The sequence below is a fragment of the Blautia sp. AF34-10 genome (assembly GCF_003477865.1).
Classification (GTDB): Bacteria; Bacillota; Clostridia; order Lachnospirales; family Lachnospiraceae; genus Fusicatenibacter; species Fusicatenibacter saccharivorans.
The window spans coordinates 53,008-76,234 of sequence record NZ_QUED01000017.1; the positions used below are offsets into that span (position 1 = coordinate 53,008).

The window sequence follows — 23,227 nt, forward strand, 5'->3', positions numbered from 1 at the left end:
TTTTGCATGCACGGCCGTTTTTCCGGGACTGTCCTTTCCAAGCAGTCCTTTATTTTTTCTCTTCTTTCTCTTCTACCTTTTTTTCTTCCTTTTTCAGAGAAGCATGATGCGTTCCCTGCAGATGCGGATAGGCGCGCAGATAACGTTTCGTTGTCAGGCGCATCAGCCAGTTGGTCGGAAGCTGCGGTTTTGTCATCTGGTCAAAGCGCTCCAGCAGCTCTTTAAGATCCGGCATCTTATCGCTGCGCACATCAAATCCAAGTGCCGCAAACCGTTCTTTCTGCTCTGCTCCGAACTCGGTCAGGCGTTCCTTCTGCTCTGCTCCGAACTCCATCAGGCGGTTCTTCGACTCGGAAAGCGGATTTCTTCTTCCCTCGGCTTCTTTCCGCTCCTTCTCCAGCTTCTGCATCTGCTCCATTGCCTCAGACAGTGTCTGGCGTTTCTCGGCCAGATATTCTTTCATCTTATCTCTGGAATACTCTGCACGATACTGCTGTACTTTCGCATTCATCTCCTCGGCAAGCTGGTTAAAGCGGGATTTCTGCAGATATTTCATAAATTCTCCCCACGTTTTCTCCAGACTGCGCATCTTCTGTCCCAGCTGGAATGCTGCGGCTGCGGAAAATCCAAAATCTACCAGATAGCAGACGGTAACAACGGAAACAATGATCTCTCCTGTAGTATCCGAAACAAGATTCACTACTTTCACGGCAATCGGCTGCAGAATATAGAACAGCCCCAGTGTAAAGAATCCCCAGGCAATCGAACTGCTGAGGCAGATCTTTCCCTGAAAATTAAACTTCTGATTGCTGTAGTCCCACCAGTGCGCATGAAAAATGGTCTCCATCAGCACGCCGGTTACATATTCCAGAACCGTCGCTACAATGACACCTCCGAAATACAGTGCCCAGACGTTCGCTTCAAACGGGCGCAGGATCAAGTATACCATAACAGCGCCGGTGCCGTACAGTGTCAGCAGCGGACCATTGACAAAACCGCGGTTGACCAGTTTTTCTGCCGGATCGATACATAGGAACTCTCCCAGATCCATCCGCAGAAGCTGTACAGCCAGAACCATGCTAGAACGTGGTACAGATCCACACCCAGAATCTTCGTCTCCCACATAAACTTTCATCCCCTTTTTCTTTTCTGGTGCCAAAAACAGGATGATAAGAAAATACCGCAGGCAACAGGTTTCCTGTCTGTTCAGGAAACCCGGTTGTCTACGGCATTCTAATCATCCAACTGCAGCACCTGCAAGTTAAATTATTCTTACTCTTCTACTGGCTCTTCGTTTTCCAGAGCTTTCATGCTCAGAGAGATTTTTTTGTCTTCCTCGTTGAAATCAACTACTTTTGCAGTGATTTCCTGTCCGATTTTCAGTGCATCAGACGGTTTCTCAACGTGCTCTCTGGAGATCTGGGAAACATGAAGCAGAGCATCTACGCCCGGCTCAAGCTCAACGAATGCACCAAAGTCAGTCATACGGGCAACACAGCCTTCTACTACGTTGCCTACAGCGTATTTGTCAGCAGCGTTCAGCCACGGATTCTCTTCCGGGAATTTTAAGGAAAGAGCGATCTTGTCGCCGTTGATGTCTTTGATCAGAACTTTTACAGTCTCACCAACTTTGAATACTTTTTTCGGGTTCTCTACGCGGCCCCAGGACATCTCAGAGATGTGAAGCAGTCCGTCAGCTCCGCCCAGATCGATGAATGCGCCGAAATCGGTAACATTCTTAACAGTTCCCTCTACAACATCGCCAACTGCAATGCGTGCGAACAGTTCTTCCTGCAGTTTCTTCTTCTCAGCAACGATGAGCTGTTTGCGGTCACCGATGATGCGTCTTCTTCTCGGGTTGAACTCGGTAATAACGAATTCAATTTCCTGATCTGCATATTTAGACAGATCTTTTTCATATACATCAGATACAAGGCTGGCCGGAATGAATACTCTGGTCTCCTCAACAACTACGGATAATCCTCCGTTCAGTACCTGTGTTACTTTTGCTTTCAGAACTTCATGATTCTCGAATGCTTCCTCGAGTCTCTTGTTGCCTTTTTCAGCAGCAAGTCTCTTGTAAGTAAGAAGGACCTGTCCCTCTCCATCATTTACTTTCAGAACTTTGACTTCCATTTTGTCACCTGGCTGTGCAACGGTGTGAAGATCGATGGAAGAATCGTTGGAATATTCGTTTTTGGTAAGAATACCATCGGCTTTGTATCCGATATTCAGGATAATCTGATCGTCTTTGACATCGATTACAGTACCCTCAACGACTTCTCCGTTTCTGATTGTTTTAAATGATTCATCCAGCATTTGTTCAAAACTCATTTCTGACATTTTTTGAACCTCCTCAATTATTTTATTCGGGGTGGATGCCCCAGCTGTAATACCTACGCGACCAAATGATTGAAAAGGCTTAGATTCCAAATCAACGAGTGTCTCTATAAAGTAAGTATTTTTACATTCTTCTTTACATATCTCATACAGCTTTTGCGTGTTTGAACTATGTCTGCCTCCCACGACAAACATGGCATCAACCTTCCTGGCAATTGCTCTCGCTTCCGTCTGTCTTTCCTCGGTAGCGTTGCAGATAGTCTTTAAAACAGTACTATCATAACTCTTTTTCAAAAAAATTTCAACTAAATCTTTAAATTTGTTGTAATTAAATGTCGTCTGTGCCACAATAGATATTGGTTTTCCATTTTCGGGCACAAAAATTTCCGCTTCTTCGGCGGTATGCATCACGGTAACCGGGCCGCTCGCCCATCCCATGATGCCCTGTACCTCCGGATGATCCGCGCTTCCGATGATGACGACGTGGCGGCCTTTTCTGCCCTCCTCGTCCACAATCCGGTGGATCTTCTTGACAAACGGGCACGTCGCATCTACAATCTTCATGCCGCGCGCTTCGATCTTTTCGCAGACATCCCGCGACACGCCATGCGACCTGATCACAACGGTTCCGCCGGAAAGCCCCTCTAGTTCATCTTCCGAATGGATCACCTGCACGCCGCGGTTTTCGAGATCCTCCACAACCTGTTCGTTGTGAATAATCGGCCCGAAGGTGTAGACCGGCTTTTCACCGCTCTCAATTTCACGGTATACCGTATCGACCGCCCGTTTGACGCCGAAGCAGAAGCCTGCACTTTTTGCAACAGTTACTTCCATCTGTTTTTCTTCTCCTCTTTTCTCTGCCGCGTTTACATGCGCTCGCGGGCAAGGCTTAAGATCTTTTCCACAACCTCATCGATCGTCATTTCAGAGCTGTCAACGAGTACGGCGTCTTCTGCCTGTACTAGCGGGGAATGCTCTCTGTGCATGTCCTGATAATCACGCTCATTGATATCTTCCTCGATTTTCGCAAGATCGGCTGTCTGTCCCTTTTCGGTCAGCTCTTTCCAGCGGCGCAGTGCGCGGACATGGGCACTTGCTGTCAGATAGACTTTCAACGGTGCGTTCGGCAGAACAGCAGTTCCGATATCGCGGCCGTCCATCACAAGATCCGTATTCTCCGCCATCTCCTGCTGCAGCTCCACGAGTTTTTTCCGTACTTCCAGATAGGCGCTTGTCGCGGATGCCATCTTTCCAGCCTCCTCGGTGCGCAGTCTTCCGGTGACATTGACGCCGTTTAAATAAACCTGCTGCTCTCCGTTTTCGTAGGAAATGGAAATTTTCACATCTTTGCAGGCTGCCTCAATTTTTTCCTGCTCTTCCGGTGCAATGCCAAGATCTGAAAAATAGATGCCCATGGCACGGTACATTGCTCCTGTATCAACGTAGACAAACGAAAGCTCCTTTGCCACACGTTTTGCGATTGTACTTTTGCCAGCGCCTGCCGGTCCGTCAATTGCAAGATTAAATCTCATCTTCTCTCTTCCTCCTGAAAATTCTAAAATCTGTGATCCATATTTTATTCCTGTTCTTCCTTTGCCCGGATCTCTTCGGCTGCAGCATGGGCACTTACCCAGGCAATCTGCAGATTGAAGCCGCCGGTCAGTGCATCGAGATCGAGCACTTCTCCTACGAAGTACAGACCTTCTTTTTTCTTTGCCTCCATCGTGCCCGGACGGATCTCTTTCACGGAAACACCACCCTGTGTGATAATTGCTTCACGGAAACCCCGTGTTCCGGTTACTGTAAACGGGAAATGCGTGATCAGCTCTTCAAAGTGCTGACGCTCCGCTTTCGATACGGCATTGACCTGTTTGTACGGGTCGATCCCGCCAAGAGAGAGCATCACCGGAAGCAGTTTCGCCGGGAACAGACTGTTGATCACGTTGCGGAACTGTTTGTTCCGGTTTTCCTCAAATTCACGCAGGATCCGCGCATCCAGCTGTTCTTCCGTGAGTGCCGGCTTCAGGTTCAGATATCCTTTCAGCGGCTGCTGTTCCAGTGCTTTTCCGATGTAGGAGCTCGCAGAAAGCCCCAGCGGGCCGGAAATTCCGAAATGTGTAAACAGCATCTCGCCGAATCCATCGAACAGCGTCTTTTTGCCGTTTTTAATCGTCATCGTCACATTTTTCAGGGAGAGTCCCTGCAGCTCACGGATGTACGCTTCCTCTGTTTCCAGCGGAACCAGCGCCGGGCGGAGCGGAGTGACGGCAAGTCCTGCCTCTTCTGCGAAACGGTAGCCGTCTCCATCCGACCCCGTCGTCTGGTACGACATACCGCCGGTTGCGACAACGACATCATCGTAAAAAAGCTCTTTCCCGTTTTCCAGGCGGATTCCTTTCACGCGGTCTCCTTCGAAAAGAAGCTCTTTTACTTTTGTATTCTTATGCACCTGCACATTTTTCCGTTTCAGTTCCGTCTCCAGCGCGCGGATAATATCCGAGGAGTGATCTGACTCCGGGAATACACGGTTTCCGCGCTCCACTTTTAAGCGGACACCTGCCGCTTCGAAAAACTCCTGCACCTGGGCGCTGTCAAAGCTGTAGGCGGAGCTGTACAGAAATTTCGGGTTTGTCACCACATTCGTGAAGAACTCTTCTGTCGGGCAGTCGTTTGTCACATTGCAGCGGCCCTTTCCTGTGATAAACAGCTTCTTTCCCAGCTTTTCATTTTTTTCATAGAGATGAATCTCTGTCTTTTCGCCGGCGGCAAGCACGGCGGTCATCATTCCGGCGGCGCCTCCGCCGATTACTGCTGCTTTTCTCATGCTTTCTCCTTTACCGGCAGAGCTGCCTTTTTTCCGCCCATGGGACGTGCATCGTCCAGCCCGTTGATTTCATCGTTGCTGTAAACCTGGTACTCATCCCACAGTTTTTCCATGCTCTCAAGTGTCTTTTTCACATCCGCCTGGCGTTTCATGCAGAGCGCCACGACAAGCGCATTGATTACACTCAAAGGGGCCACCAGAGAATCAACGATCGATGCCATATCGCTCTTGGCAATCAGCGTACAGGCTGCATAAACATTCATCGGTGAATGCACACTGTCTGTGATCGTAATCACCTTCGCTTTGCGGCTGTTCGCAAATTCCAGTGCCTTCATCGTACGCATCGAATACCGCGGGAAGCTGATGCCGATCACCACATCATCCTCCGTGATGCGGATCATCTGCTCGAAAATCTCGCTGGAACTGTTTGTCTGTACCTGGCGCACATCCGGGAAAATCATATGGAAATAGAACGCCAGAAAGCTCGCAAGCGGCGCGCAGCTCCGAATGCCGACAATGTAAATTGTCCGCGCAGAAAGAATCGTATCCGCAGCGCGCTCAAAGGCGCTCCGGTCCACTTCTTCCAGCGTCATCTTGATTTTTTCAATATCCGACTGCAGGACGGTCTCCAGAATTTCTCCCTGCGGCACGCGGCCATACGTAAACTGCATCCGCTGCACTGAATTCAGACGATTCATCACCATCTCCTCCAGTGCGCGCTGGAACTCCGGATATCCCGCGTAGCCAAGCTGCATCGCAAAGCGAACCGTTGTCGATTCGCTGACGCCGACCTGCTGTCCCAGGCGCGCTGCCGTCATCGATACGGCCTGGTCATAATGTGCCGTAATAAAGTCTGCCAGCCTCTTCTGTCCTTTGCTCAACTTTCCGTAATTTTGATTCAGACGAATGAGGAGATTCTCGTTCGCTGCCTTCTGCTCTTCTGAAGAAGACTGTTCTTTTTCTTTTTTCATGTTATTTTCTTCCTGATTTGTTTTTCCGATCTGCAAATGCCGTTCGGCATCCACATTTCTTCTTTTGGAGGCATCCTGATTCTTTTTCGGACACACCTCGATCTTTTGAATTATAACACGAATAAATTACTGGCGCAATGGCTGAAAAGCTGAAAAGGAAAGCCGGTGTTCTGCATTCCCTTTTTACGGGGAACACAGAACACCGGCTGATTTTTTTTACTCAGATTTTATTTAGACCGGATATGCGCCGTCTTTTTTGTCAGCGGCTGCCGGATCTACTTTTGTCTGCTGCGCTTCACGATATTTGAAGAAGTCTACAGCTACCTGCGGGAACAGAGCGTAGGTTAATACATCCTCATCCTGCTGTTTCCACTGCTCGATCTCTTTCTCCAGTTTCGGAAGCTCCGGCTCAAGCAGGTCTGCGTAGCGGCAGGTGATCGGCTCGGTATCGCCGATGCATTTCTTCTGTACTTCCGGATTGAACGGTTTTACAGTTGCACCGTATTTTCCGGCAAGAACGTCTTTTGTCTCTTTCGTTACCATCTTGTAACGCTCGCCCATCAGGACATTGAATACAGCCTGGGTACCAACGATCTGGGAAGACGGAGTAACCAGCGGGCACTCGCCGAGGTCTTTTCTTACGCGCGGTACTTCTTCGAGTACATCGTAGTATTTGTCCTCTGCGTGCTGCTCTTTTAACTGGCTTGTCAGGTTGGAGAGCATACCGCCCGGTACCTGATACAGAAGAGTCTTGATATTTACGCCAAGGTTCTTCGGATTTAAGAGGCCTGTATCGAGTGCTTCGTCTCTCATCGGACGGAAGTAATCTGCGATCTCAGCCAGTTTGTTCTGATCCAGACCAGTATCGTATGGAGTGCCTTTGAAGGTTTCAACCATAACCTCAGTTGCCGGCTGTGAAGTACCCATAGCGAATGGAGACATTGCGGTATCGATGATATCAACACCAGCCTCTACTGCTTTCAGGTACGTCATGGATGCAACACCGGAAGTATAGTGGGTGTGCAGCTGAATCGGAAGATCGGTTGCTTCTTTCAGCGCGGTTACCAGCTCAGTTGCCTTGTACGGAACGAGCAGGCCTGCCATATCTTTAATACAGATGGAATCTGCACCCATCTCTTCGATTCTCTTTGCCATGGTGGTCCAGTAATCCAGGGTGTAAGCGTCTCCTAATGTATAGGAAAGTGCTACCTGTGCGTGGCCTTTTTCTTTGTTTGCTGCGCTGACAGCGGTCTGCAGGTTGCGCAGATCGTTCATACAGTCAAAAATACGGATGATGTCGATTCCGTTTGCAATGGATTTCTGTACGAAATACTCTACTACGTCGTCTGCGTACGGACGATATCCCAGGATATTCTGTCCACGGAACAGCATCTGCAGTTTTGTATTTTTGAATCCGTCACGAAGTTTTCTCAGTCTCATCCATGGATCTTCATGCAGAAAACGTAAGGAAGCATCGAAAGTTGCACCTCCCCAACACTCTACTGCGTGATATCCGACTTTATCCATTTTATCGATGATCGGAAGCATCTGTTCTGTTGTCATTCTCGTCGCGATCAGGGACTGATGTGCATCACGCAGAACAGTTTCCATAATCTTGACAGGTTTCTTTTCTACTGCCATTTCTATCCTCCTAAATTAAGTGTTTCTCACTTTTGTTTGTCTTAAGAAGTTATACACCGAAGATCGCCATGAAGGTACCGGCCGCTACGGCTGTACCGATAACACCGGCTACATTCGGTCCCATTGCATGCATCAGCAGGAAGTTCGTCGGATCTGCCTCCGCACCGACTTTCTGGGATACACGGGCTGCCATAGGTACCGCAGATACACCTGCAGAACCGATCAGCGGGTTGATTCTTCCGTGGGTTGCCTTGCACAGTACCTTTCCTAACAGGACACCGCCTGCGGTACCGAATACGAATGCGATCAGACCCAGGGCAACGATCTTTAAGGTGCTGACATTTAAGAATGCCTCAGCACTTGTGGATGCACCAACGGAAGTACCAAGAAGGATAACTACGATGTACATCATGGCATTGGAAGCTGTCTCCTGGAGCTGTTTTACAACGCCGCACTCACGGAACAGGTTACCAAGCATCAGCATACCTACCAGAGGAGCGGTAGATGGAAGGATCATGCAGACAACGATGGTGATAACAATCGGGAACAGGATCTTCTCGAGTTTGGATACGGAACGAAGCTGCTCCATTTTGATTTTACGCTCTTTCTCTGTAGTCAGAAGCTTCATGACCGGCGGCTGGATGATCGGCACCAGTGACATATAAGAATATGCTGCTACGGCAATCGGTCCCATCAGGTGCTGCTGTCCGAGCTTATTCAGAAGGAAGATAGAAGTCGGGCCGTCGGCACCACCGATGATGGAGATAGCAGCTGCCTCTCTTCCATTGAATCCCATGAAAATAGCGAAAAAGTACGCCAGATAGATACCAAGCTGTGCTGCAGCTCCCATGATGAAGCTGATCGGGTTTGCAATCAGCGGACCGAAGTCTGTCATCGCACCTACACCCATGAAGATCAGGGATGGGAGGATACTCCACTCGTCCAGAGTAAAGAAATAGTAGAACAGACCGCCCGCATGCTCAAGACCCTGTACGTCGGTATAAGGCTCAGCCATGATGTCCGGGTAAATGTTTACAAGCAGCATACCGAATGCGATCGGTACAAGAAGCAACGGCTCAAATTCATGCTTAATCGCAAGATACAAGAAGAAGCAAGCCACTGCGATCATAACGTAATTGCCCCAGTCCAGATTAAAAAACGCCGTCTGGTGAAGCAGGTTGTTTAAAGTTTCAGTAATCATTTTTTCACCTCCGGTTTTTTCTTACAACGGGCATTAGTTCATGGTTGCAAGAACGTCACCGGATTCTACTGCATCGCCTACTGCTACATTGATGGTTGCTACTGTGCCATCCTGCGGTGCTACAACCGGGATTTCCATCTTCATGGCTTCCAGTACAAGAACAGCATCTCCTGCTTTTACAGCGGTGCCTGCTGCTGCTTCGATTTTGCAGATTTTACCAGGTACAGAAGCAGTAACCTCTACGCTGCCTGCTGCGCCTGCCGGAGCTGCTGCTTTCGGTGCTGCCGGTGCTGCTTTTGGTGCCGGAGCTGCTTTTGCTGCGCTGACAACTGGAGCTGCGCCTGCTGTGGTTCCTTCTTCTACAGTTACGTTATATACATTTCCGTTTACGGTAATGGTGTAGTTTTTCATTGAAAATTTCCTCCTTAAGCTCTTTTGCCTTTTCTGCGGATCGGACGTGCAACATAAGCATCTCCGGATGCAGAAGCCATATCTTCTTCATACATGGCGATTGCAGCTGTAATAACAGCCTGCAGCTCCATATCGTCTGCTTCCGGTGCTGTCTCTTCAACAACCGGTGCTGCGACAGCCTTCGGTGCTTCCTGTACAGGTGCTGCCGGTGCTTTTTTCTTCTTCTTGTCTCCCAAAATGTAATCAAACGAAGAAATAACGAAAATCAGGAAAATCAGCATAACAAATACGGTACCGATTCCGATGATGGTGTTCATGCCGGCCTGGCCGATCAGAACGCCCTTTGACTCCTCAACGGTGATGGTGAGGTCGGTCGGAACTGGTGTTCCGGTGCTGATGTTCCAGAATACGCGGACAATACCAGGATTTTTTTCAAATTCACCCGGAATTGTGCAGGTTACAAAATCTCCGTCTACTTCGAGAGTACCGTCTTCCAGGCTTTTTACCTCTCCGAGGTCAGCCTTTGCCTCTTCCCATGCCTCAGCTGCTCTTGCATAGAACTGCTGGTCGGAAGCTTCCATATTGGCAAGATCGTCATCGCTGTAGGTCATCAGGCTCTGTCCTACCCACTGAACACTGGAGGAGAGCAGAGAATCTACCGTAGATGCCTCAACCGGTGAATAAGCCGGTGTAGATGCCGCATCCGCAAAAACAGGAGCTACGGTCACAACCATGGTGCAGGCTGCGGTAAGGACGAGACTTACTAATTTTTTCCAGTTCTTTCTCATCGTATGCCACCTTCCTTAGACTGTTCCGTGTTTTCTGTCCGGTCTGTCTTCTCTCTTGGTATACAGCATCTCGAATGCGCCGATAACATATTTTCTGGTGTCTTCCGGCTCGATGATGGTGTCCACATAGCCTCTTCTGGCTGCGGAAGTTACATTGTTCTGAAGGGTTGCATATTCAGCTGCTTTCTCGTTGATGGTAGCAGCGTCAGATCCTTCGTACATGATCTTTGCTGCAGATTTTGCATCCATCATTCCGATTTCTGCGTTCGGCCATGCAAATACCATGTCTGCTCCGATGGATTTGCTGTTCATGACAACGTATGCGCTTCCGTATGCTTTGCCGACAACAACGTTTACTTTCGGAACGGTTGCGTTTGCGAAAGCTGCGGTCAGGGCTGCTGCGTTCTTAGCCATGGTTCTCTCAGAGCATTTGGTTGCCTTGAATCCGGTTACGTTTGTGATGGTAAGTACCGGGATGCAGAAAGCATCGCAGAAGTTTACGAAATCTGCTGCTTTTTTGGCTCCTCTTGCGCTTAAGGTTCCATCCATTTTCTCTTTTACAGTTCCGTCCTCGCCGTAGATTTCAGAGCGGTTTGCAACTGCTCCTACGGTTGCTCCGTTTAACTGGATGAATGCGGTTACAACATCTTTTCCGTAAGCGGCTTTGGTCTCAAAATAGATGCCGTTGTCGCTGAGCTGGGAAAGAAGGATTCCGGTATCGCCTGCGCAGTTTGCAAGGTCTGCACATGCACGGTTCAGATCATCCTCGCACTCGGTGTATGCTTCGTCCTCGTTGTTTGCCGGAAGCATAGATACCAGGTTTCTGATCTGTCCGAGGATTTCTTCCTCGGTTCCAGCAAAGTCAACAAGACCTGCTTCTTCGCCCTGGAAATCTGCGGATGCGGTATCACATTTGGATACGTGGTTTCCGTCCAGTGCGTTCGGGGAGTTTACGAAAAGTTTTCCGTTTTTAGACTCCATGAACGTGAAGTCTGTCATAGCCGGGATGAGTGCCATACCGCCGCCGCAGGTACCAAATACTGCTGTGATCTGTGGAATCACGCCGGATGCCATTGCCTGCGCCATATAGATTTCGCCGAAACCGTTCAGAGCATCAGTTGCCTCCTGCAGACGCATACCGGCACAGTCTACCAGTCCGATGACCGGAGCACCTGTTTTCTGTGCAAACTCATACAGTCTCGCGATTTTTTTTGCATGCATTTCGCCGATGGTACCGCCCATCACAGACGCATCCTGGCTGTATACGTATACCAGGCTACCGTTGATCACACCGTAACCAGTAATTACACCATCGGATGGTGTCTCCATGCCGGCCATGTTGAAATCTGTGCTTCTGGCAGTAACCTGTCCGCCGATTTCCACAAAGCTGTTTTCATCCAGCAAAGAGGCGATTCTTGTGCTCGCTAAACTTTGTGCTGTGTTACTCATTCTTCAAACCTCCATCTTTCTATTTTCATTATAAAATTTTAAACAAATTTTATACAAGTCTATCATATCTGTTTTTTCGTTTTTTTTCAATACTTTTTCTCACCTTTTTGACAGAAAATAGACAGAAAAATTTCAGATTTTTCCTATTATAAATAGAAGGTCAAACTTGATTTTTCCCAGCCTTTCCTTTTTCAAAAAGTCCTGTTTTCTTTCCGCATCGTACAAAAAAGCCGCCCGGCGGCGGCTTTTCTTACACGTTTTTCCTTCGGTTTAATATAGTTCAATGTGAACCGGAATTCCATTCTCATACTGCATCGCCGGTTCGCCAAGAATCAGCGGACGAAGATACGCCATCATCTCCTCGGTCACATCATGACCATCTTCTGTAATCCAGGAAAGCGGCACTTTCTTTTCTTTATTTGCCACTTCCGATACCGGAACGGAGGTATACTCCACGCGGTAAGGATCCGCGGAGATTCTTCGGATCGATGCCATCTGTCCTCCCTGTTTTTCCAGTGCACACTGGCAGGCTTTCATGCCGAGCATACGGGACTCCTCAAGATCGGTCGCACTCGCAAGATGAGCCGCGCACCGCTGCATCAGGTTCAGTTCAATCGATCTTACCTTACAGCCGATACGGTCACGCACCAGCTCTTCGAGTACTTTTGCAGAACCTGCAATGTAGCTGTGCCCAAACTGATCCTGTGCATCGCTCTGCACCTGCTCAGAAACATAGCGGCCCTCGCTGTCATGGATGCCCTCGCTGATTGCAACCAGAACACTGTCCTTCTGTTCCAGTTTTTCCTGCACATCCTTTAAAAACTGTTCGGTGTCAAAGACCGGCTCGCAAAGATAGATCAGGCTCGGCCCTTCTCCGCCGTTGACACGGGACAGTGCAGACGCTGCCGTCAGCCATCCTGCGTTTCTTCCCATGACCTCCACGATGGTCACAGCCTTCTTTTCATATACATGGCAGTCTCTCTCCAGCTCTGCAAAGGTTGCTGCCAGATATTTTGCCGCAGATCCAAAGCCCGGGCAGTGATCCGTTTCGACAAGATCATTGTCAATCGTCTTTGGCGCCCCGACAACAAACACATCGTCCACACCGTTTTCTTTGCAGTACTTTGACATCTTGTCTACGGTATCCATCGAATCATTTCCGCCGATATAAATAAAATAACGGATCTCATGTCTGCGAAAAATTTGAAGTATTTCTTCAAAATCCTCCTTGTTTTCTTCCGGATCGCCCAGTTTATAACGACAGGAGCCAAGCGCTGCTGCCGGGGTCTGCATCAGAAGAGAGATTTTTTCTGCTGAATCCAGTTTTTTTCCAAGATCAAGAAATTTTTCTGCAAGCACGCCTTCAATTCCATTTACCGCACCATAAATATGATCTACTTTTCCGGACAGTACAGCACAGGAAACAACTCCTGCCACCGTTGCATTGATCGCCGCGGTCGGTCCGCCAGACTGCGCTACTAACAGATTTCGCATATGATTTTCCTCCATCTATTCCCACTACTTTCTAAAAGTTTTTCACGAAATCACTTTCGCTTCGTCCTATAGCGTACCATATTTTTTTTCTTCCGTACACCCTGTTTTGCGTTTCCGGGAAAAGCCTGTAGACTTTCACAACGGATTGCAAAGTTTTTCGTTTTTTTCTTGCAGGATTGCCCTTAAAAAGCTATAATAGAAGCAATGTCCACGAAAAGGACGCAGAAAAATATACGTTTCATCAACAAAAAAACTGGAGGTTTTTTTCATGCAGACCAAGCAAGATGGCCGTCTCGGCACCGAAAAAATCGGGAAACTGATGCTCGAACTGGCCCTTCCCTCTGTCCTCGCACAGATTGTAAATGTACTATATAACATTGTAGACCGCATTTATATCGGCCGGATTCCTGATGTTGGTTCCCTGGCACTGACCGGTGTCGGCGTCACGTTTCCGATTATCACAATCATCTCCGCCTTTGCCGGATTCGCAAGTGGAGGCGGTGCTCCTCTTGCCGCCATCGCACTCGGACAGAAAAACCGGGACCGCGCAGAAAAAATTCTTGGAAGCTCCACTTCCCTGCTGCTCTTTTTCTCCGTGTGTCTGATGGCGTTTTTCTTTTTCTTTCAGACACCGCTTCTGTACCTCTTTGGTGCAAGCAGCAACACAATCCGATACGCTTCCACGTATATTTCCATTTATCTTGTCGGAACCGTATTTGTCGAGCTGGCTGTCGGATTGAATACTTTTATCAGCTGTCAGGGACACGCACGCACGGCCATGTGCTCCGTTCTCATTGGCGCTGTTATCAACATTGGTCTTGACCCGGTTTCATCTTCGTTCTTCATATGGGTGTTTCCGGGGCCGCACTTGCTACCATTCTCTCCCAGGCTTTAAGTGCTGCATGGGTTCTTCGGTTTCTTACCTCAAAAAAATCAGGTGTCCGCCTTTCTCTTCGCACCATGAAACCGGATTTTTCCATTTTAGGCTCTGTCATGGCACTCGGCATCTCACCATTTATCATGTCTGCAACGGAAAGTGCCATCACAATCGTCATGAACCACGGGCTACAGACGTACGGCGGCGACCTCTATGTCGGCTCGATGACAATTCTCCAGTCGGTGCTGCAGCTGATTTTCGTACCGGTCAACGGCTTTACGAACGGTGTACAGCCGATCATCAGCTACAACTTTGGTGCAGGCCAGTTTGACCGTGTCCGCCAGACAATCCGGCGCATGATCGCCATTACTTTTACTGCCGCTTTCGTCTACGTTGTATTCGCAATGCTTCGTCCGGCTCTTTTTGCCGGTCTTTTCACGACTGACCCGGAACTGATTGTCATCGTAGAGAAGGTACTTCCGGTTTACATTGCCGGCATGGCAATTTTCGGACTGCAGAGCGGCGTACAGAGTTCCTTCCTCGGTCTTGGCCAGGCGAAGATTTCTCTTTTTATTGCACTGCTTCGAAAAGTCATCCTTCTGATTCCGCTTGCACTCATTCTGCCGCATTTCTTCGGTGTCATGGGCGTTTACTATGCAGAACCGATCGCTGATGTATGTTCTGTTATCACTGCCGTTACGCTGTTTCTCTGCAATATCCGGAAAATTCTTTCAACAGAAACACTTGCAAAAGTGACTCATACCGAAGAATGACAAAAGAGGCGCTCTGCGACCTTTTCCATGCACCACCCATAATCAATTTTCTCGATCGTTTCGGCTGCATAGACGGGATATTCCGCGAGAAGAATCCCGTCGATCGAATACGTAACCGAACCGACCTTTTCTCCTTTCTTTACCGGGGCTTTCAAAAGCTCCGGTAAAAAAATGTCTTTTTCCGGTATTTCTGTCTCTTTCAGAAGAGCGGGAAGAGAGCGCGCCGGATCAAGCGCCGGGCTTGTAAGGGTAAGGCGGGCGCTGCTTTTTACCTGCAGCATCCCGTCGTAAACACCGTCTGCTACTTCAATCTGCCCTGGGTTCCAGCTATGGTCCAGCACGTCACGATACATATACGATTCCAGCCCGTAGTTTAAAAGCTTTGCGGCATCCGCCCATTTATAGTTTTTATGGCTGGGCCATCCGCACGCAAGCAGCGACACAATCAGACGCTTTCCATCCCGCTCCAGCGCACCGGTATAACAGTAACCGGCTTTTGCCGTGAAGCCGGTTTTTCCCGAAACGGCTCCATCCATCTGATCCAGCAGTACGTTGTGATTATAGCAGTTGAACATGTTTTTCTTTTCCAGATCCCAGAAGGTATAGGACCGCGTCTGCGTCACTGCGAGAAACTGGGCGGCTTTCGGTGAAATCCAGACACAGTATCGCATGATCCGTGCCAGATCAGCTGCTGTCGTGTGGTGATCTCCGCCTGCGTCAGAAGCATCGAGACCGTTCGGCGTCACAAAATGCGTATCCGTACAGCCGATTGCTGCGGCTTTTTCATTCATAAGCGATGCAAATTCCTCTACACTTCCGCCGATGGCCTCTGCAATCATTACCGCCGCGTCGTTATGCGATTCCAGCATCAGGGAATACAGAAGATCGCCAAGCAGAAACTGTTCTCCCTTGCGCACACCGAGATGTACTTTCGGCGCTGCGGCTGCTTTGGCCGATGCAGTTGCGACCGCCTGCTCTTGTCCGTTTTCCAGTGCCAGAATGCATGTCATGATTTTCGTTGTGCTCGCCATTGCCATAGGATCTGTCTCGCGTTTTCCGAACAGCACACGGCCGGTATCGCCATCCATCAGGCATGCCGCCGTTGCAAACAGCTGATTCGGCTCGCTCTCCTGCTCTGTCGCAGTCACGGACACACTTCCCAAAAACAGAAGCAGGATTCCCAGGAAAAAACCTGTCTTGTTTCTTCTTTTTCTGTTCAAAATCAGATCCCCCTTGTGTTTTTTCTCTTTAAAAACGGAAAAGCCGGACGCTCTTTTGGGACCGGCTTTTTGTCTGCTTCTTCTTCATTATATGAGGTTTCCTGTAAAATCATGGTAAAATTTCACAAAGTTATTGACACTGCGATCCATATCATGTATAATTCCCATGTTTGTATAGAATTACTAAACTTTTTGTTTATTTTTACTGAGATTTCCTGAGAATCCGTATTCAGCAAAAGGATCCCGGGAAAGACTTTGGATGCAGAAAGGATTTTTTATGGAAATCGGAAAAAAAATCAGGGAACTGCGGATGTGGAAAGGGCTGACGCAGGAGGAACTGGCAGATCGGAGCGAGCTGTCAAAGGGATTTATTTCCCAGCTTGAAAACGATGTGACCTCTCCCTCGATCGCCACGCTGGTTGATGTTCTTACCTGCCTTGGAACGGATCTAAAAACGTTTTTCGGCGAAGAGCAGGACAATCAGGTTGTCTTTTGCGAAGAAGATTACTTTGTAAAGACCGCTGAAGCGCAGGGCAACGAGATCGCATGGATCGTTCCGAATGCACAGAAAAACAGGATGGAGCCAATCCGGCTGACGCTGCAAAGCGGCGCGTGCACCGAGATTGATTCACCGCATGAAGGCGAGGAATTCGGCTATGTACTTTCCGGCCGTATTCTCCTTCATCTTGGAGATGAATGCCACAAAGTGAAGAAAGGGGAAAGCTTCTACTATCCCGCTTCCTGTAATCACTATCTGGAAAATCCGGGTAAAACGCCGGCCATCATTCTCTGGGTCAGTTCTCCGCCTTATTTTTAGATTTTTTACACCGCGTGATTTTCACGAGAAACGGTGTTCCAAATTTCACAACCCGAAAGGAGCATATTACACATGAGTACCAAATTACTTGATCTGGTCAACATCACAAAATCGTACGACGGAGTTACCATTCTGGATGATCTGAATCTTTATATCCGTGAAAACGAATTTCTTACCCTCCTTGGCCCGAGCGGCTGCGGAAAAACAACCACATTACGTATCCTCGGCGGTTTTGAGACACCGGATGCCGGAAAGGTTTTATTTAACGGACAGGATATCACCCAGCTTCCGCCGAACAAACGCCAGTTAAATACGGTGTTCCAGAAATATGCTCTTTTCACGCATATGACAATTGCGGAAAACATTGCTTTCGGGCTGAAAATCAAAGGAAAATCCAAAGCATATATCGATGACAAAATCAAATACGCATTAAAACTTGTTAACCTTGAGGGTTACGAAAACCGCTCCCCGGCGCTTCTCTCCGGCGGCCAGCAGCAGCGAATCGCCATTGCGCGCGCGATTGTCAACGAACCAAAAGTTCTGCTTCTGGATGAGCCGCTCGGCGCACTTGACTTAAAGCTCCGTCAGGATATGCAGTACGAGTTGATCCGTCTGAAAAACGAGCTTGGTATCACCTTTGTCTATGTCACCCATGATCAGGAAGAGGCGCTTACTATGTCGGACACGATTGTTGTCATGAACCAGGGTTATATCCAGCAGATCGGCACACCGGAAGACATCTACAATGAGCCGCAGAACGCATTCGTTGCAGACTTCATCGGTGACAGCAACATTCTCGACGGCATCATGATTGAGGACCGTCTCGTCGAGATTCTCGGTGCGAAGTTCGAGTGCGTTGATGTCGGATTCGGCAAAAACAAACCGATCGACGTTGTGATCCGCCCGGAGGATATTGATCTTGTGAAGCCGGAGGAAGGTACCATCCGCGGACGTGTCACCCATCTGATTTTCAAAGGTGTTCACTATGAGATGGAGGTTACGGTGAACGGTTTTGAGCTTCTCGTTCACTCTACCGATCTGTTCCCGGTCGGACAGGAAGTCGGCATTCACGTCGATCCGTTCGATATCCAGATTATGAACAAACCGGAATCCGAAGATGAGGAGGCGGCAGCCATTGAAGAGTAATAAATTAAAGAAATGGCTGGCAGCACCGTATGCCGTCTGGGCTGCCGGTTTCATCATCATCCCGCTGATCCTGATTCTCTACTATGCGTTCACCGGGGAAGAAGGCGGCTTTACCCTTTCGAATTTTGCCTACGTTGCAACGAAGGAAAACATCAAGGCACTTGGCCTGGCTCTGTGGCTCTCACTCCTTAGCACAGTACTCTGTCTTGTCCTTGCCTATCCGCTTGCCATGATTCTGGCAAACCGGAATGTCAACCAGACCAGCTTTATTGTGCTGATCTTCATTCTCCCGATGTGGATGAACTTTCTGCTCCGTACGCTTGCATGGCAGACACTGCTTGAGAAAAACGGCGTCATCAACAGCATTCTCTCGTTTTTCCATCTGCCCGGCATTTCCATCATCAACACACCGGGAGCGATCATTCTCGGTATGGTTTACAACTTCCTGCCGTTTATGGTTCTGCCGATCTACAATGTCCTGATTAAGATCGACCGTGACGTCATCAACGCAGCAAGAGACCTCGGAGCGAACAGCGTACAGACTTTCCTGAAAGTAACGCTGCCGCTCACCACGCCGGGTATCGTAAGCGGTATTACCATGGTATTTATCCCGGCGCTTACAACCTTTGTTATTTCCGACCTGCTCGGCGGAAGCAAGATCCTTCTGATCGGAAACGTCATCGAGCAGGAGTTCAAACAGACCAACAACTGGAATGCCGGAAGCGCACTTTCCACAGTCCTGATGATTTTCATCATCCTGTCGATGGTTCTGATGAACAAATACGATAAAGACGGGGAGGGAACGGCATTTTGAGAAAGAAACTGGAAAAAATTTACATGGCGCTCATCTTTATTCTTCTGTATGCGCCGATTGTCACCCTTGTGGTGCTCTCCTTTAATGCATCAAAAACGCGTGCCAAATGGGGTGGCTTTACGCTGCACTGGTACCGTTCACTGTTTGCCAATACAGAGATCATGAACGCGCTGTATACAACGTTAATCATTGCGCTTCTTGCCTCTGCGATTGCAACCATCCTTGGAACGCTTGCGTGCATCGGCATCAACAGCATGTCAAAAAAAAGCCGGACGCTTTTCATGGGTATTACGAACATCCCGATGCTGAACGGTGAGATCGTTATGGGAATCTCGCTGATGCTGCTCTTTATCATCTGCCGCATTCAGCTTGGATTCGGCACGATTCTGATGGCGCATATCACGTTCAATGTTCCTTATGTTATTTTGAGCGTTATGCCGAAATTAAAGCAGACGAACAAATCAACGTACGAGGCAGCCCTCGACCTTGGCGCTTCCCCTCTGTACGCGTTTTGGAAAGTCATCTTCCCGGACATCATGCCGGGCGTTGTTTCAGGCTTTCTGCTCTCCTTTACCATGTCCCTCGATGATTTCGTTATCACCTACTTCACCAAGGGACCGGGCGTTGATACGCTCTCCACAAAGATTTATGCCGAGGTCCGCAAGGGAATCAAGCCGGAGATGTACTCGCTCTCCACAATTCTTTTTGTCACCGTACTGCTTCTGCTGCTCCTTGTGAATGTGAATCCTTCTCCGAAGGAAGAAAAAGAGGAGGCAAAAGAGCGCGAGGCTATGGCGAAGAAGGGCATCCGTTTCCGCATCACGAAACGTGTGGTCTTCCGCCGGATTCTTCCGATCGCCATGGTGCTTGTCATCGGCGGCGGCGGTATTTACTACGGAAGCCAGAATGCTTCAGCCGGCGGCTCCCAGCAGCTGATTGTGTACAATTGGGGCGAATATATGGATTCTGATGTCATCGATATCTTTGAGGAAGAAACCGGTATCCACGTTGTTTACGAGGAGTATGAGACGAACGAAATCATGTATCCGAAGATCAAATCCGGTGCGATTTCCTACGATCTTGTCTGCCCGTCCGACTATATGATTCAGAAGATGATCCAGAACGATCTGCTGCAGCCGATCAACTTTGACCATATTCCGAACGCTTCCAACATTGGAGATATGTACTACGAGACTTCCGAGCAGTTCGACCCGGGCAATCTCTACTCGATCCCGTACTGCTGGGGAACAGTTGGTATTCTGTACAACAAAAAAATGGTAAGCGAGCCGATCGACTCCTGGTCTGTTCTGTGGGATACCAATTACCGCGACAGCATTCTGATGCAGGACAGCGTGCGCGATGCGTTTGCTGTTGCTTTAAAGGATCTGGGATACTCCTTAAACTCCACCAATATCAAGGAGCTGACGGAGGCGAAGGATCTGCTTGTGACACAGAAACCTCTCGTGCAGGCGTACGTTGTGGATCAGGTGCGTGACAAGATGATCGGAAATGAGGCGGCTATCGGCGTTATTTACTCCGGTGAAGCTATCTACACGAAGCGTGAAAACCCGGATCTGGAATACGTTGTTCCAAAAGAAGGCTCCAACGTCTGGATCGATTCCTGGTGCATTCCAAAAGATGCGCAGCATGTCGAAAACGCAGAGAAATTCCTGAATTTCCTCTGCCGGCCGGACATCGCACTGAAAAACTTTGAGTATATTACCTACTCTACGCCGAATGATGCGGCGCGTGAACTGATTGAGGATGACGATATCCGAAACAGTGAAATCGCCTTCCCGGATGAGGAAACGCTTGCACGGTGCGAAACCTTTACGTATCTTGGCGATGATGCCGATGAGGTTTACAACCAGCTGTGGCGTGAAGTAAAATCAAATTAAAGATCTGCTTTCGGACAAAAAAAGATCCCGGTCAGGAATTCTTAGGAAAGATTCCTGCCGGGATTTTTCTATTCTTACTGTTGCTCTCAAAAGTCTGTTTTAATCAAAATTGTGGTCAAAGCGCGGGGAAAGCGTTCCGTTTCCATGGAGCACTTCATCCAGCTTTACAAGCTCCTGCGGCGCCTCTGCAAGCGCTCTTTCGTACAGGTGGACAAGATTCCGTGTGCCCGCTTCGCATTCCTTCTGAGCCTTCCAGGCATCACACGGCCGCCCATCGAATCATAGCAGCCGACCAGTTTCATCGCTCCAAGAAGAAGGTTTCTTACCGCACTGCTGCGGCAGATCGTGATTCTCGTCCAGAGCTTCATGCCCTTCAGGCATTCGACAATTTCTGTTTCACCGATTTCCGGAAAACAGCGGTGGATGACCTTGTTGCCGTCGGTGTGCGGGCAGATCGGCGATGCCGGACGGTATACGAGCGGATCGAGGCCGTCCTCCAGCATGAAGTACTGGTCAAGGCTCGTCTCAATCTTTGCATGGGAAATTCCAGTGTGATCCACAAATTTCCCGATATACGGATGACACGTCGAATCGAGAAGGTAATGGCAGGCAAAGCCTAACAGATACGCTTCCATCGCCTCTGACGGGCTCTGCTGATACTTTTTCACCTCATCCTCGAACAGAACGGAAGCCGTCTGCTCATGCAGAAGCGTTCCGTAATCAGACACACGGTTTTTCGAGAACGGATGGTAATAAAAGAAGATATCCGGCCCGTGCAGTCCGATCAGATACAATTTTTTGTTTTCTCGAATGATCTTTTTCAAATTTGCCGGAAGCTGTTCATAGACTTCTCTTCCGAACCTGTCGTGTGCGTACGTAGTAGGCATATCGGTATCTCCCTTCTTTTTTCTCCTGCCGGATCAGACATCCAGCTTGATCTGCATTTCCTCTTCCACTTCTGCGCGGAAGTCCTCCATCTTGACCGGACTGATCTCCGGCAGATTGTCGGTGGAATCGACGCCGAAGTTCCTCAGGAATTCTTCGGTCGTGCCGAACACAATCGGGCGGCCCGGCGCGTCGAGGCGGCCAAGCTCCTGCACCAGATTGTACTCCACCAGTTTGTTGACCGCGTGATCGCTCTTGACGCCGCGGATCTTGTCGATCTCCTGCTTCGTGACCGGCTGCTTGTAGGCAATGATCGAGAGAGTCTCCATCATGACGTCGGTCAGAACCGCCTTCTTCGGCTGCATGGCGATGTTGACAAGATAATCATAATATTCCTGTTTCGTGCACATCTGATACGCATTTTCAAGCTCCACGATGTGGATGCCGCGGTCTTTCGTATTATATTTTTCCATCATATGGTTCAGAATCCTGCGGGTCGTCTCCGTGTCATGGCCGATCGCTTTTGCAATCCTTCCCAGCTCCACGGAATCTCCCATCGCAAAAAGGACTGCTCGATGGCTGCTTCCGCCTCCTCGACCGAAGAGGGGCGTCTTGCCTCACCCAGGGCAGTTTCTTTATTCCTGTTCTGTTCTTCCATCTGTCTTGTCCTCACTGTCTGTCTCGTCTGTATACGGCACAACTACGGTGTCTTCATCCTCCAGGGATTCAATCAGGATATCCCCGAAAAGCTCCTCCTGGCTGATCCGGATTTTGCCGGTTTTCATCAGCTCCAGGATTGCAAGGAAGGTGACAATCACATGCACCTTGCCCGGCTGGGATTCCAAAAGGTCGCGGAAGCTGAAGCGGCGTTTTTTAACAGCAAACTGCTCGACATACGTCATCTTGTCCGGCAGGCTGACCTCTTCTTTTTCGATCTTTCCGAACTTGCTTCGGATCGGGTCGATCTTGTCCTCCTGGCGCTTTAAAATCATTTTATAGATCGTATGGAGCTTCGCGAGAGAAATCTGCGAGAGGAGCTCGGAGGTGTCGACCGGCGTCCTGTACTCCAGCACTTCTCTTGGAAGCGTCGGTTCCTTGTACACGGAACGGCTCGCCTCGTTCATGCGGTCACGCAGCTCGTACGACATGTACTTGTACATTTTGTACTCTAAAAGCTGCTGCACCAGCTCGGCTCTCGGGTCCTCTTCCTCGCCTTCCTCATTCACTTCTTTCGGAAGCAGCATGCGGCATTTGATATCCAGAAGCGTCGCCGCCATGACCATGAACTCACTCATGATGTTGAGGTCTTCCCGCTCCATCTGATGAATGTATTCCAGATACTGGTCCGTAATCTCTACAATGGGGATATCGTAAATATCTATTTTATTTTTATCGATCAGGTGAAGAAGAAGGTCCAGCGGTCCTTCAAACACCGGAAGCTTTACTGGTATCGCCATGTGCTCTGTTCTCCCTTACGGTTTCCCGATATCTGTAATAATCAATTCTCTTCTGTTCCAGATGCGGACCGGAATGGTGTGTTCGCCCGTTCCTGCACTGATGATCTGGCAGGTGCCGCCCGTCAGGAACAGCCCGCGGCAGTTTTTCGAAAAAAGGCGGAAATCCGGTGTCACAAGCCCCCGGTGCGCGCCAAGGCCCACCACGCGCCGTGATAATGGGC

Annotated in this window: 19 protein-coding genes and 2 pseudogenes; 5 read left to right on the forward strand and 16 right to left on the reverse strand. The window is 49.1% G+C overall.

Annotated elements, in window-relative coordinates:
• Positions 1-49: 49 nt before the first annotated feature.
• From DWZ60_RS11355 to DWZ60_RS11405, 11 genes are all read right to left on the reverse strand, one after another.
• A complete protein-coding gene (locus DWZ60_RS11355) occupies positions 50-1,123 on the reverse strand; it encodes a putative ABC transporter permease (protein ID WP_158576389.1) in 1,074 nt (357 codons plus the stop codon).
• Between the two features lie 149 nt (positions 1,124-1,272).
• Entirely contained in the window at positions 1,273-3,174 is a 1,902-nt protein-coding gene (locus DWZ60_RS11360) for a bifunctional 4-hydroxy-3-methylbut-2-enyl diphosphate reductase/30S ribosomal protein S1 (protein WP_118659150.1), read from the reverse strand.
• Between the two features lie 32 nt (positions 3,175-3,206).
• The gene (gene cmk, locus DWZ60_RS11365) at positions 3,207-3,872 is read right to left on the reverse strand and encodes a (d)CMP kinase (protein WP_022462337.1); all 666 of its coding nucleotides are present in this window, start codon (positions 3,870-3,872) and stop codon (positions 3,207-3,209) included.
• Positions 3,873-3,916: 44 nt separating this feature from the next.
• Positions 3,917-5,164 carry an NAD(P)/FAD-dependent oxidoreductase gene (locus tag DWZ60_RS11370; protein ID WP_117804071.1) on the reverse strand — a complete coding sequence of 416 codons (1,248 nt, stop codon included), beginning with the start codon at positions 5,162-5,164 and terminating at the stop codon, positions 3,917-3,919.
• Positions 5,161-6,135: a MurR/RpiR family transcriptional regulator gene (locus DWZ60_RS11375; RefSeq protein ID WP_117509159.1), complete on the reverse strand. Its 975-nt coding sequence runs from the start codon at positions 6,133-6,135 to the stop codon at positions 5,161-5,163. Before DWZ60_RS11375 ends, DWZ60_RS11370 begins: the two co-directional genes overlap by 4 nt.
• 231 nt (positions 6,136-6,366) lie before the next feature.
• The gene (locus tag DWZ60_RS11380) at positions 6,367-7,776 is read right to left on the reverse strand and encodes an oxaloacetate decarboxylase subunit alpha (protein ID WP_022462334.1); all 1,410 of its coding nucleotides are present in this window, start codon (positions 7,774-7,776) and stop codon (positions 6,367-6,369) included.
• 49 nt (positions 7,777-7,825) lie between these two features.
• Positions 7,826-8,977 carry a sodium ion-translocating decarboxylase subunit beta gene (locus tag DWZ60_RS11385; protein WP_022462333.1) on the reverse strand — a complete coding sequence of 384 codons (1,152 nt, stop codon included), beginning with the start codon at positions 8,975-8,977 and terminating at the stop codon, positions 7,826-7,828.
• Between the two features lie 33 nt (positions 8,978-9,010).
• Entirely contained in the window at positions 9,011-9,388 is a 378-nt protein-coding gene (locus tag DWZ60_RS11390; protein WP_117509004.1) for a biotin/lipoyl-containing protein, read from the reverse strand.
• A gap of 14 nt (positions 9,389-9,402) precedes the next feature.
• A complete protein-coding gene (locus tag DWZ60_RS11395; protein WP_118659149.1) occupies positions 9,403-10,176 on the reverse strand; it encodes an OadG family protein in 774 nt (257 codons plus the stop codon).
• A 15-nt stretch (positions 10,177-10,191) separates the two neighbouring features.
• On the reverse strand, positions 10,192-11,625 hold the full coding sequence (locus tag DWZ60_RS11400) for an acyl-CoA carboxylase subunit beta (RefSeq protein WP_022462330.1): 1,434 nt from the start codon (positions 11,623-11,625) through the stop codon (positions 10,192-10,194).
• Between the two features lie 270 nt (positions 11,626-11,895).
• The gene (locus tag DWZ60_RS11405; protein ID WP_055226388.1) at positions 11,896-13,119 is read right to left on the reverse strand and encodes a 6-phosphofructokinase; all 1,224 of its coding nucleotides are present in this window, start codon (positions 13,117-13,119) and stop codon (positions 11,896-11,898) included.
• Between the two features lie 268 nt (positions 13,120-13,387).
• On the opposite strand from DWZ60_RS11405, the pseudogene DWZ60_RS21245 reads away from it, so the two are divergent.
• A pseudogene (locus tag DWZ60_RS21245) lies at positions 13,388-14,769 on the forward strand (MATE family efflux transporter).
• Here DWZ60_RS21245 and DWZ60_RS11415 read toward each other — a convergent pair.
• On the reverse strand, positions 14,754-15,989 hold the full coding sequence (locus DWZ60_RS11415; RefSeq protein ID WP_243038306.1) for a D-alanyl-D-alanine carboxypeptidase family protein: 1,236 nt from the start codon (positions 15,987-15,989) through the stop codon (positions 14,754-14,756). The pseudogene DWZ60_RS21245 and the gene DWZ60_RS11415 overlap by 16 nt on opposite strands.
• A 277-nt stretch (positions 15,990-16,266) precedes the next feature.
• Between DWZ60_RS11415 and DWZ60_RS11420 the strand changes: the two genes are divergently transcribed.
• The 4 genes from DWZ60_RS11420 to DWZ60_RS11435 all read left to right on the forward strand — a co-directional run bounded on the left by DWZ60_RS11420 (position 16,267) and on the right by DWZ60_RS11435 (position 20,664).
• Entirely contained in the window at positions 16,267-16,806 is a 540-nt protein-coding gene (locus DWZ60_RS11420; protein ID WP_055226534.1) for a cupin domain-containing protein, read from the forward strand.
• 72 nt (positions 16,807-16,878) lie between these two features.
• Entirely contained in the window at positions 16,879-17,952 is a 1,074-nt protein-coding gene (locus DWZ60_RS11425; protein WP_117509007.1) for an ABC transporter ATP-binding protein, read from the forward strand.
• Positions 17,924-18,766: an ABC transporter permease gene (locus DWZ60_RS11430; RefSeq protein WP_118659148.1), complete on the forward strand. Its 843-nt coding sequence runs from the start codon at positions 17,924-17,926 to the stop codon at positions 18,764-18,766. Before DWZ60_RS11425 ends, DWZ60_RS11430 begins: the two co-directional genes overlap by 29 nt.
• 23 nt (positions 18,767-18,789) lie before the next feature.
• The gene (locus DWZ60_RS11435; RefSeq protein ID WP_179964625.1) at positions 18,790-20,664 is read left to right on the forward strand and encodes an extracellular solute-binding protein; all 1,875 of its coding nucleotides are present in this window, start codon (positions 18,790-18,792) and stop codon (positions 20,662-20,664) included.
• Between the two features lie 164 nt (positions 20,665-20,828).
• Here the strand turns inward: DWZ60_RS11435 and DWZ60_RS11440 are convergent, their stop codons facing one another.
• The 4 genes and pseudogenes from DWZ60_RS11440 to DWZ60_RS17310 all read right to left on the reverse strand — a co-directional run.
• Entirely contained in the window at positions 20,829-21,551 is a 723-nt protein-coding gene (locus tag DWZ60_RS11440) for a zinc dependent phospholipase C family protein (RefSeq protein WP_119221646.1), read from the reverse strand.
• Between the two features lie 33 nt (positions 21,552-21,584).
• Entirely contained in the window at positions 21,585-22,106 is a 522-nt protein-coding gene (gene scpB / locus DWZ60_RS11445; RefSeq protein ID WP_119188466.1) for an SMC-Scp complex subunit ScpB, read from the reverse strand.
• 78 nt (positions 22,107-22,184) lie between these two features.
• Positions 22,185-23,006 carry a segregation and condensation protein A gene (locus tag DWZ60_RS11450; RefSeq protein ID WP_117509009.1) on the reverse strand — a complete coding sequence of 274 codons (822 nt, stop codon included), beginning with the start codon at positions 23,004-23,006 and terminating at the stop codon, positions 22,185-22,187.
• 15 nt (positions 23,007-23,021) lie between these two features.
• A pseudogene (locus DWZ60_RS17310) lies at positions 23,022-23,227 on the reverse strand (hypothetical protein); the annotation flags it as partial.

Coding starts and splice junctions, on each gene's coding strand:
- DWZ60_RS11360 (WP_118659150.1), bottom strand. CDS start 3,174: ATGGAAGTAACTGTTGCAAAAAGTGCAGGCTTCTGCTTCGGCGTCAAA.
- cmk (WP_022462337.1), bottom strand. CDS start 3,872: ATGAGATTTAATCTTGCAATTGACGGACCGGCAGGCGCTGGCAAAAGT.
- DWZ60_RS11370 (WP_117804071.1), bottom strand. CDS start 5,164: ATGAGAAAAGCAGCAGTAATCGGCGGAGGCGCCGCCGGAATGATGACC.
- DWZ60_RS11375 (WP_117509159.1), bottom strand. CDS start 6,135: ATGAAAAAAGAAAAAGAACAGTCTTCTTCAGAAGAGCAGAAGGCAGCG.
- DWZ60_RS11380 (WP_022462334.1), bottom strand. CDS start 7,776: ATGGCAGTAGAAAAGAAACCTGTCAAGATTATGGAAACTGTTCTGCGT.
- DWZ60_RS11385 (WP_022462333.1), bottom strand. CDS start 8,977: ATGATTACTGAAACTTTAAACAACCTGCTTCACCAGACGGCGTTTTTT.
- DWZ60_RS11390 (WP_117509004.1), bottom strand. CDS start 9,388: ATGAAAAACTACACCATTACCGTAAACGGAAATGTATATAACGTAACT.
- DWZ60_RS11395 (WP_118659149.1), bottom strand. CDS start 10,176: ATGAGAAAGAACTGGAAAAAATTAGTAAGTCTCGTCCTTACCGCAGCC.
- DWZ60_RS11400 (WP_022462330.1), bottom strand. CDS start 11,625: ATGAGTAACACAGCACAAAGTTTAGCGAGCACAAGAATCGCCTCTTTG.
- DWZ60_RS11405 (WP_055226388.1), bottom strand. CDS start 13,119: ATGCGAAATCTGTTAGTAGCGCAGTCTGGCGGACCGACCGCGGCGATC.
- DWZ60_RS11420 (WP_055226534.1), top strand. CDS start 16,267: ATGGAAATCGGAAAAAAAATCAGGGAACTGCGGATGTGGAAAGGGCTG.
- DWZ60_RS11425 (WP_117509007.1), top strand. CDS start 16,879: ATGAGTACCAAATTACTTGATCTGGTCAACATCACAAAATCGTACGAC.
- DWZ60_RS11430 (WP_118659148.1), top strand. CDS start 17,924: ATGAGGAGGCGGCAGCCATTGAAGAGTAATAAATTAAAGAAATGGCTG.
- DWZ60_RS11435 (WP_179964625.1), top strand. CDS start 18,790: ATGGCGCTCATCTTTATTCTTCTGTATGCGCCGATTGTCACCCTTGTG.
- DWZ60_RS11440 (WP_119221646.1), bottom strand. CDS start 21,551: ATGCCTACTACGTACGCACACGACAGGTTCGGAAGAGAAGTCTATGAA.
- scpB (WP_119188466.1), bottom strand. CDS start 22,106: ATGGGAGATTCCGTGGAGCTGGGAAGGATTGCAAAAGCGATCGGCCAT.
- DWZ60_RS11450 (WP_117509009.1), bottom strand. CDS start 23,006: ATGGCGATACCAGTAAAGCTTCCGGTGTTTGAAGGACCGCTGGACCTT.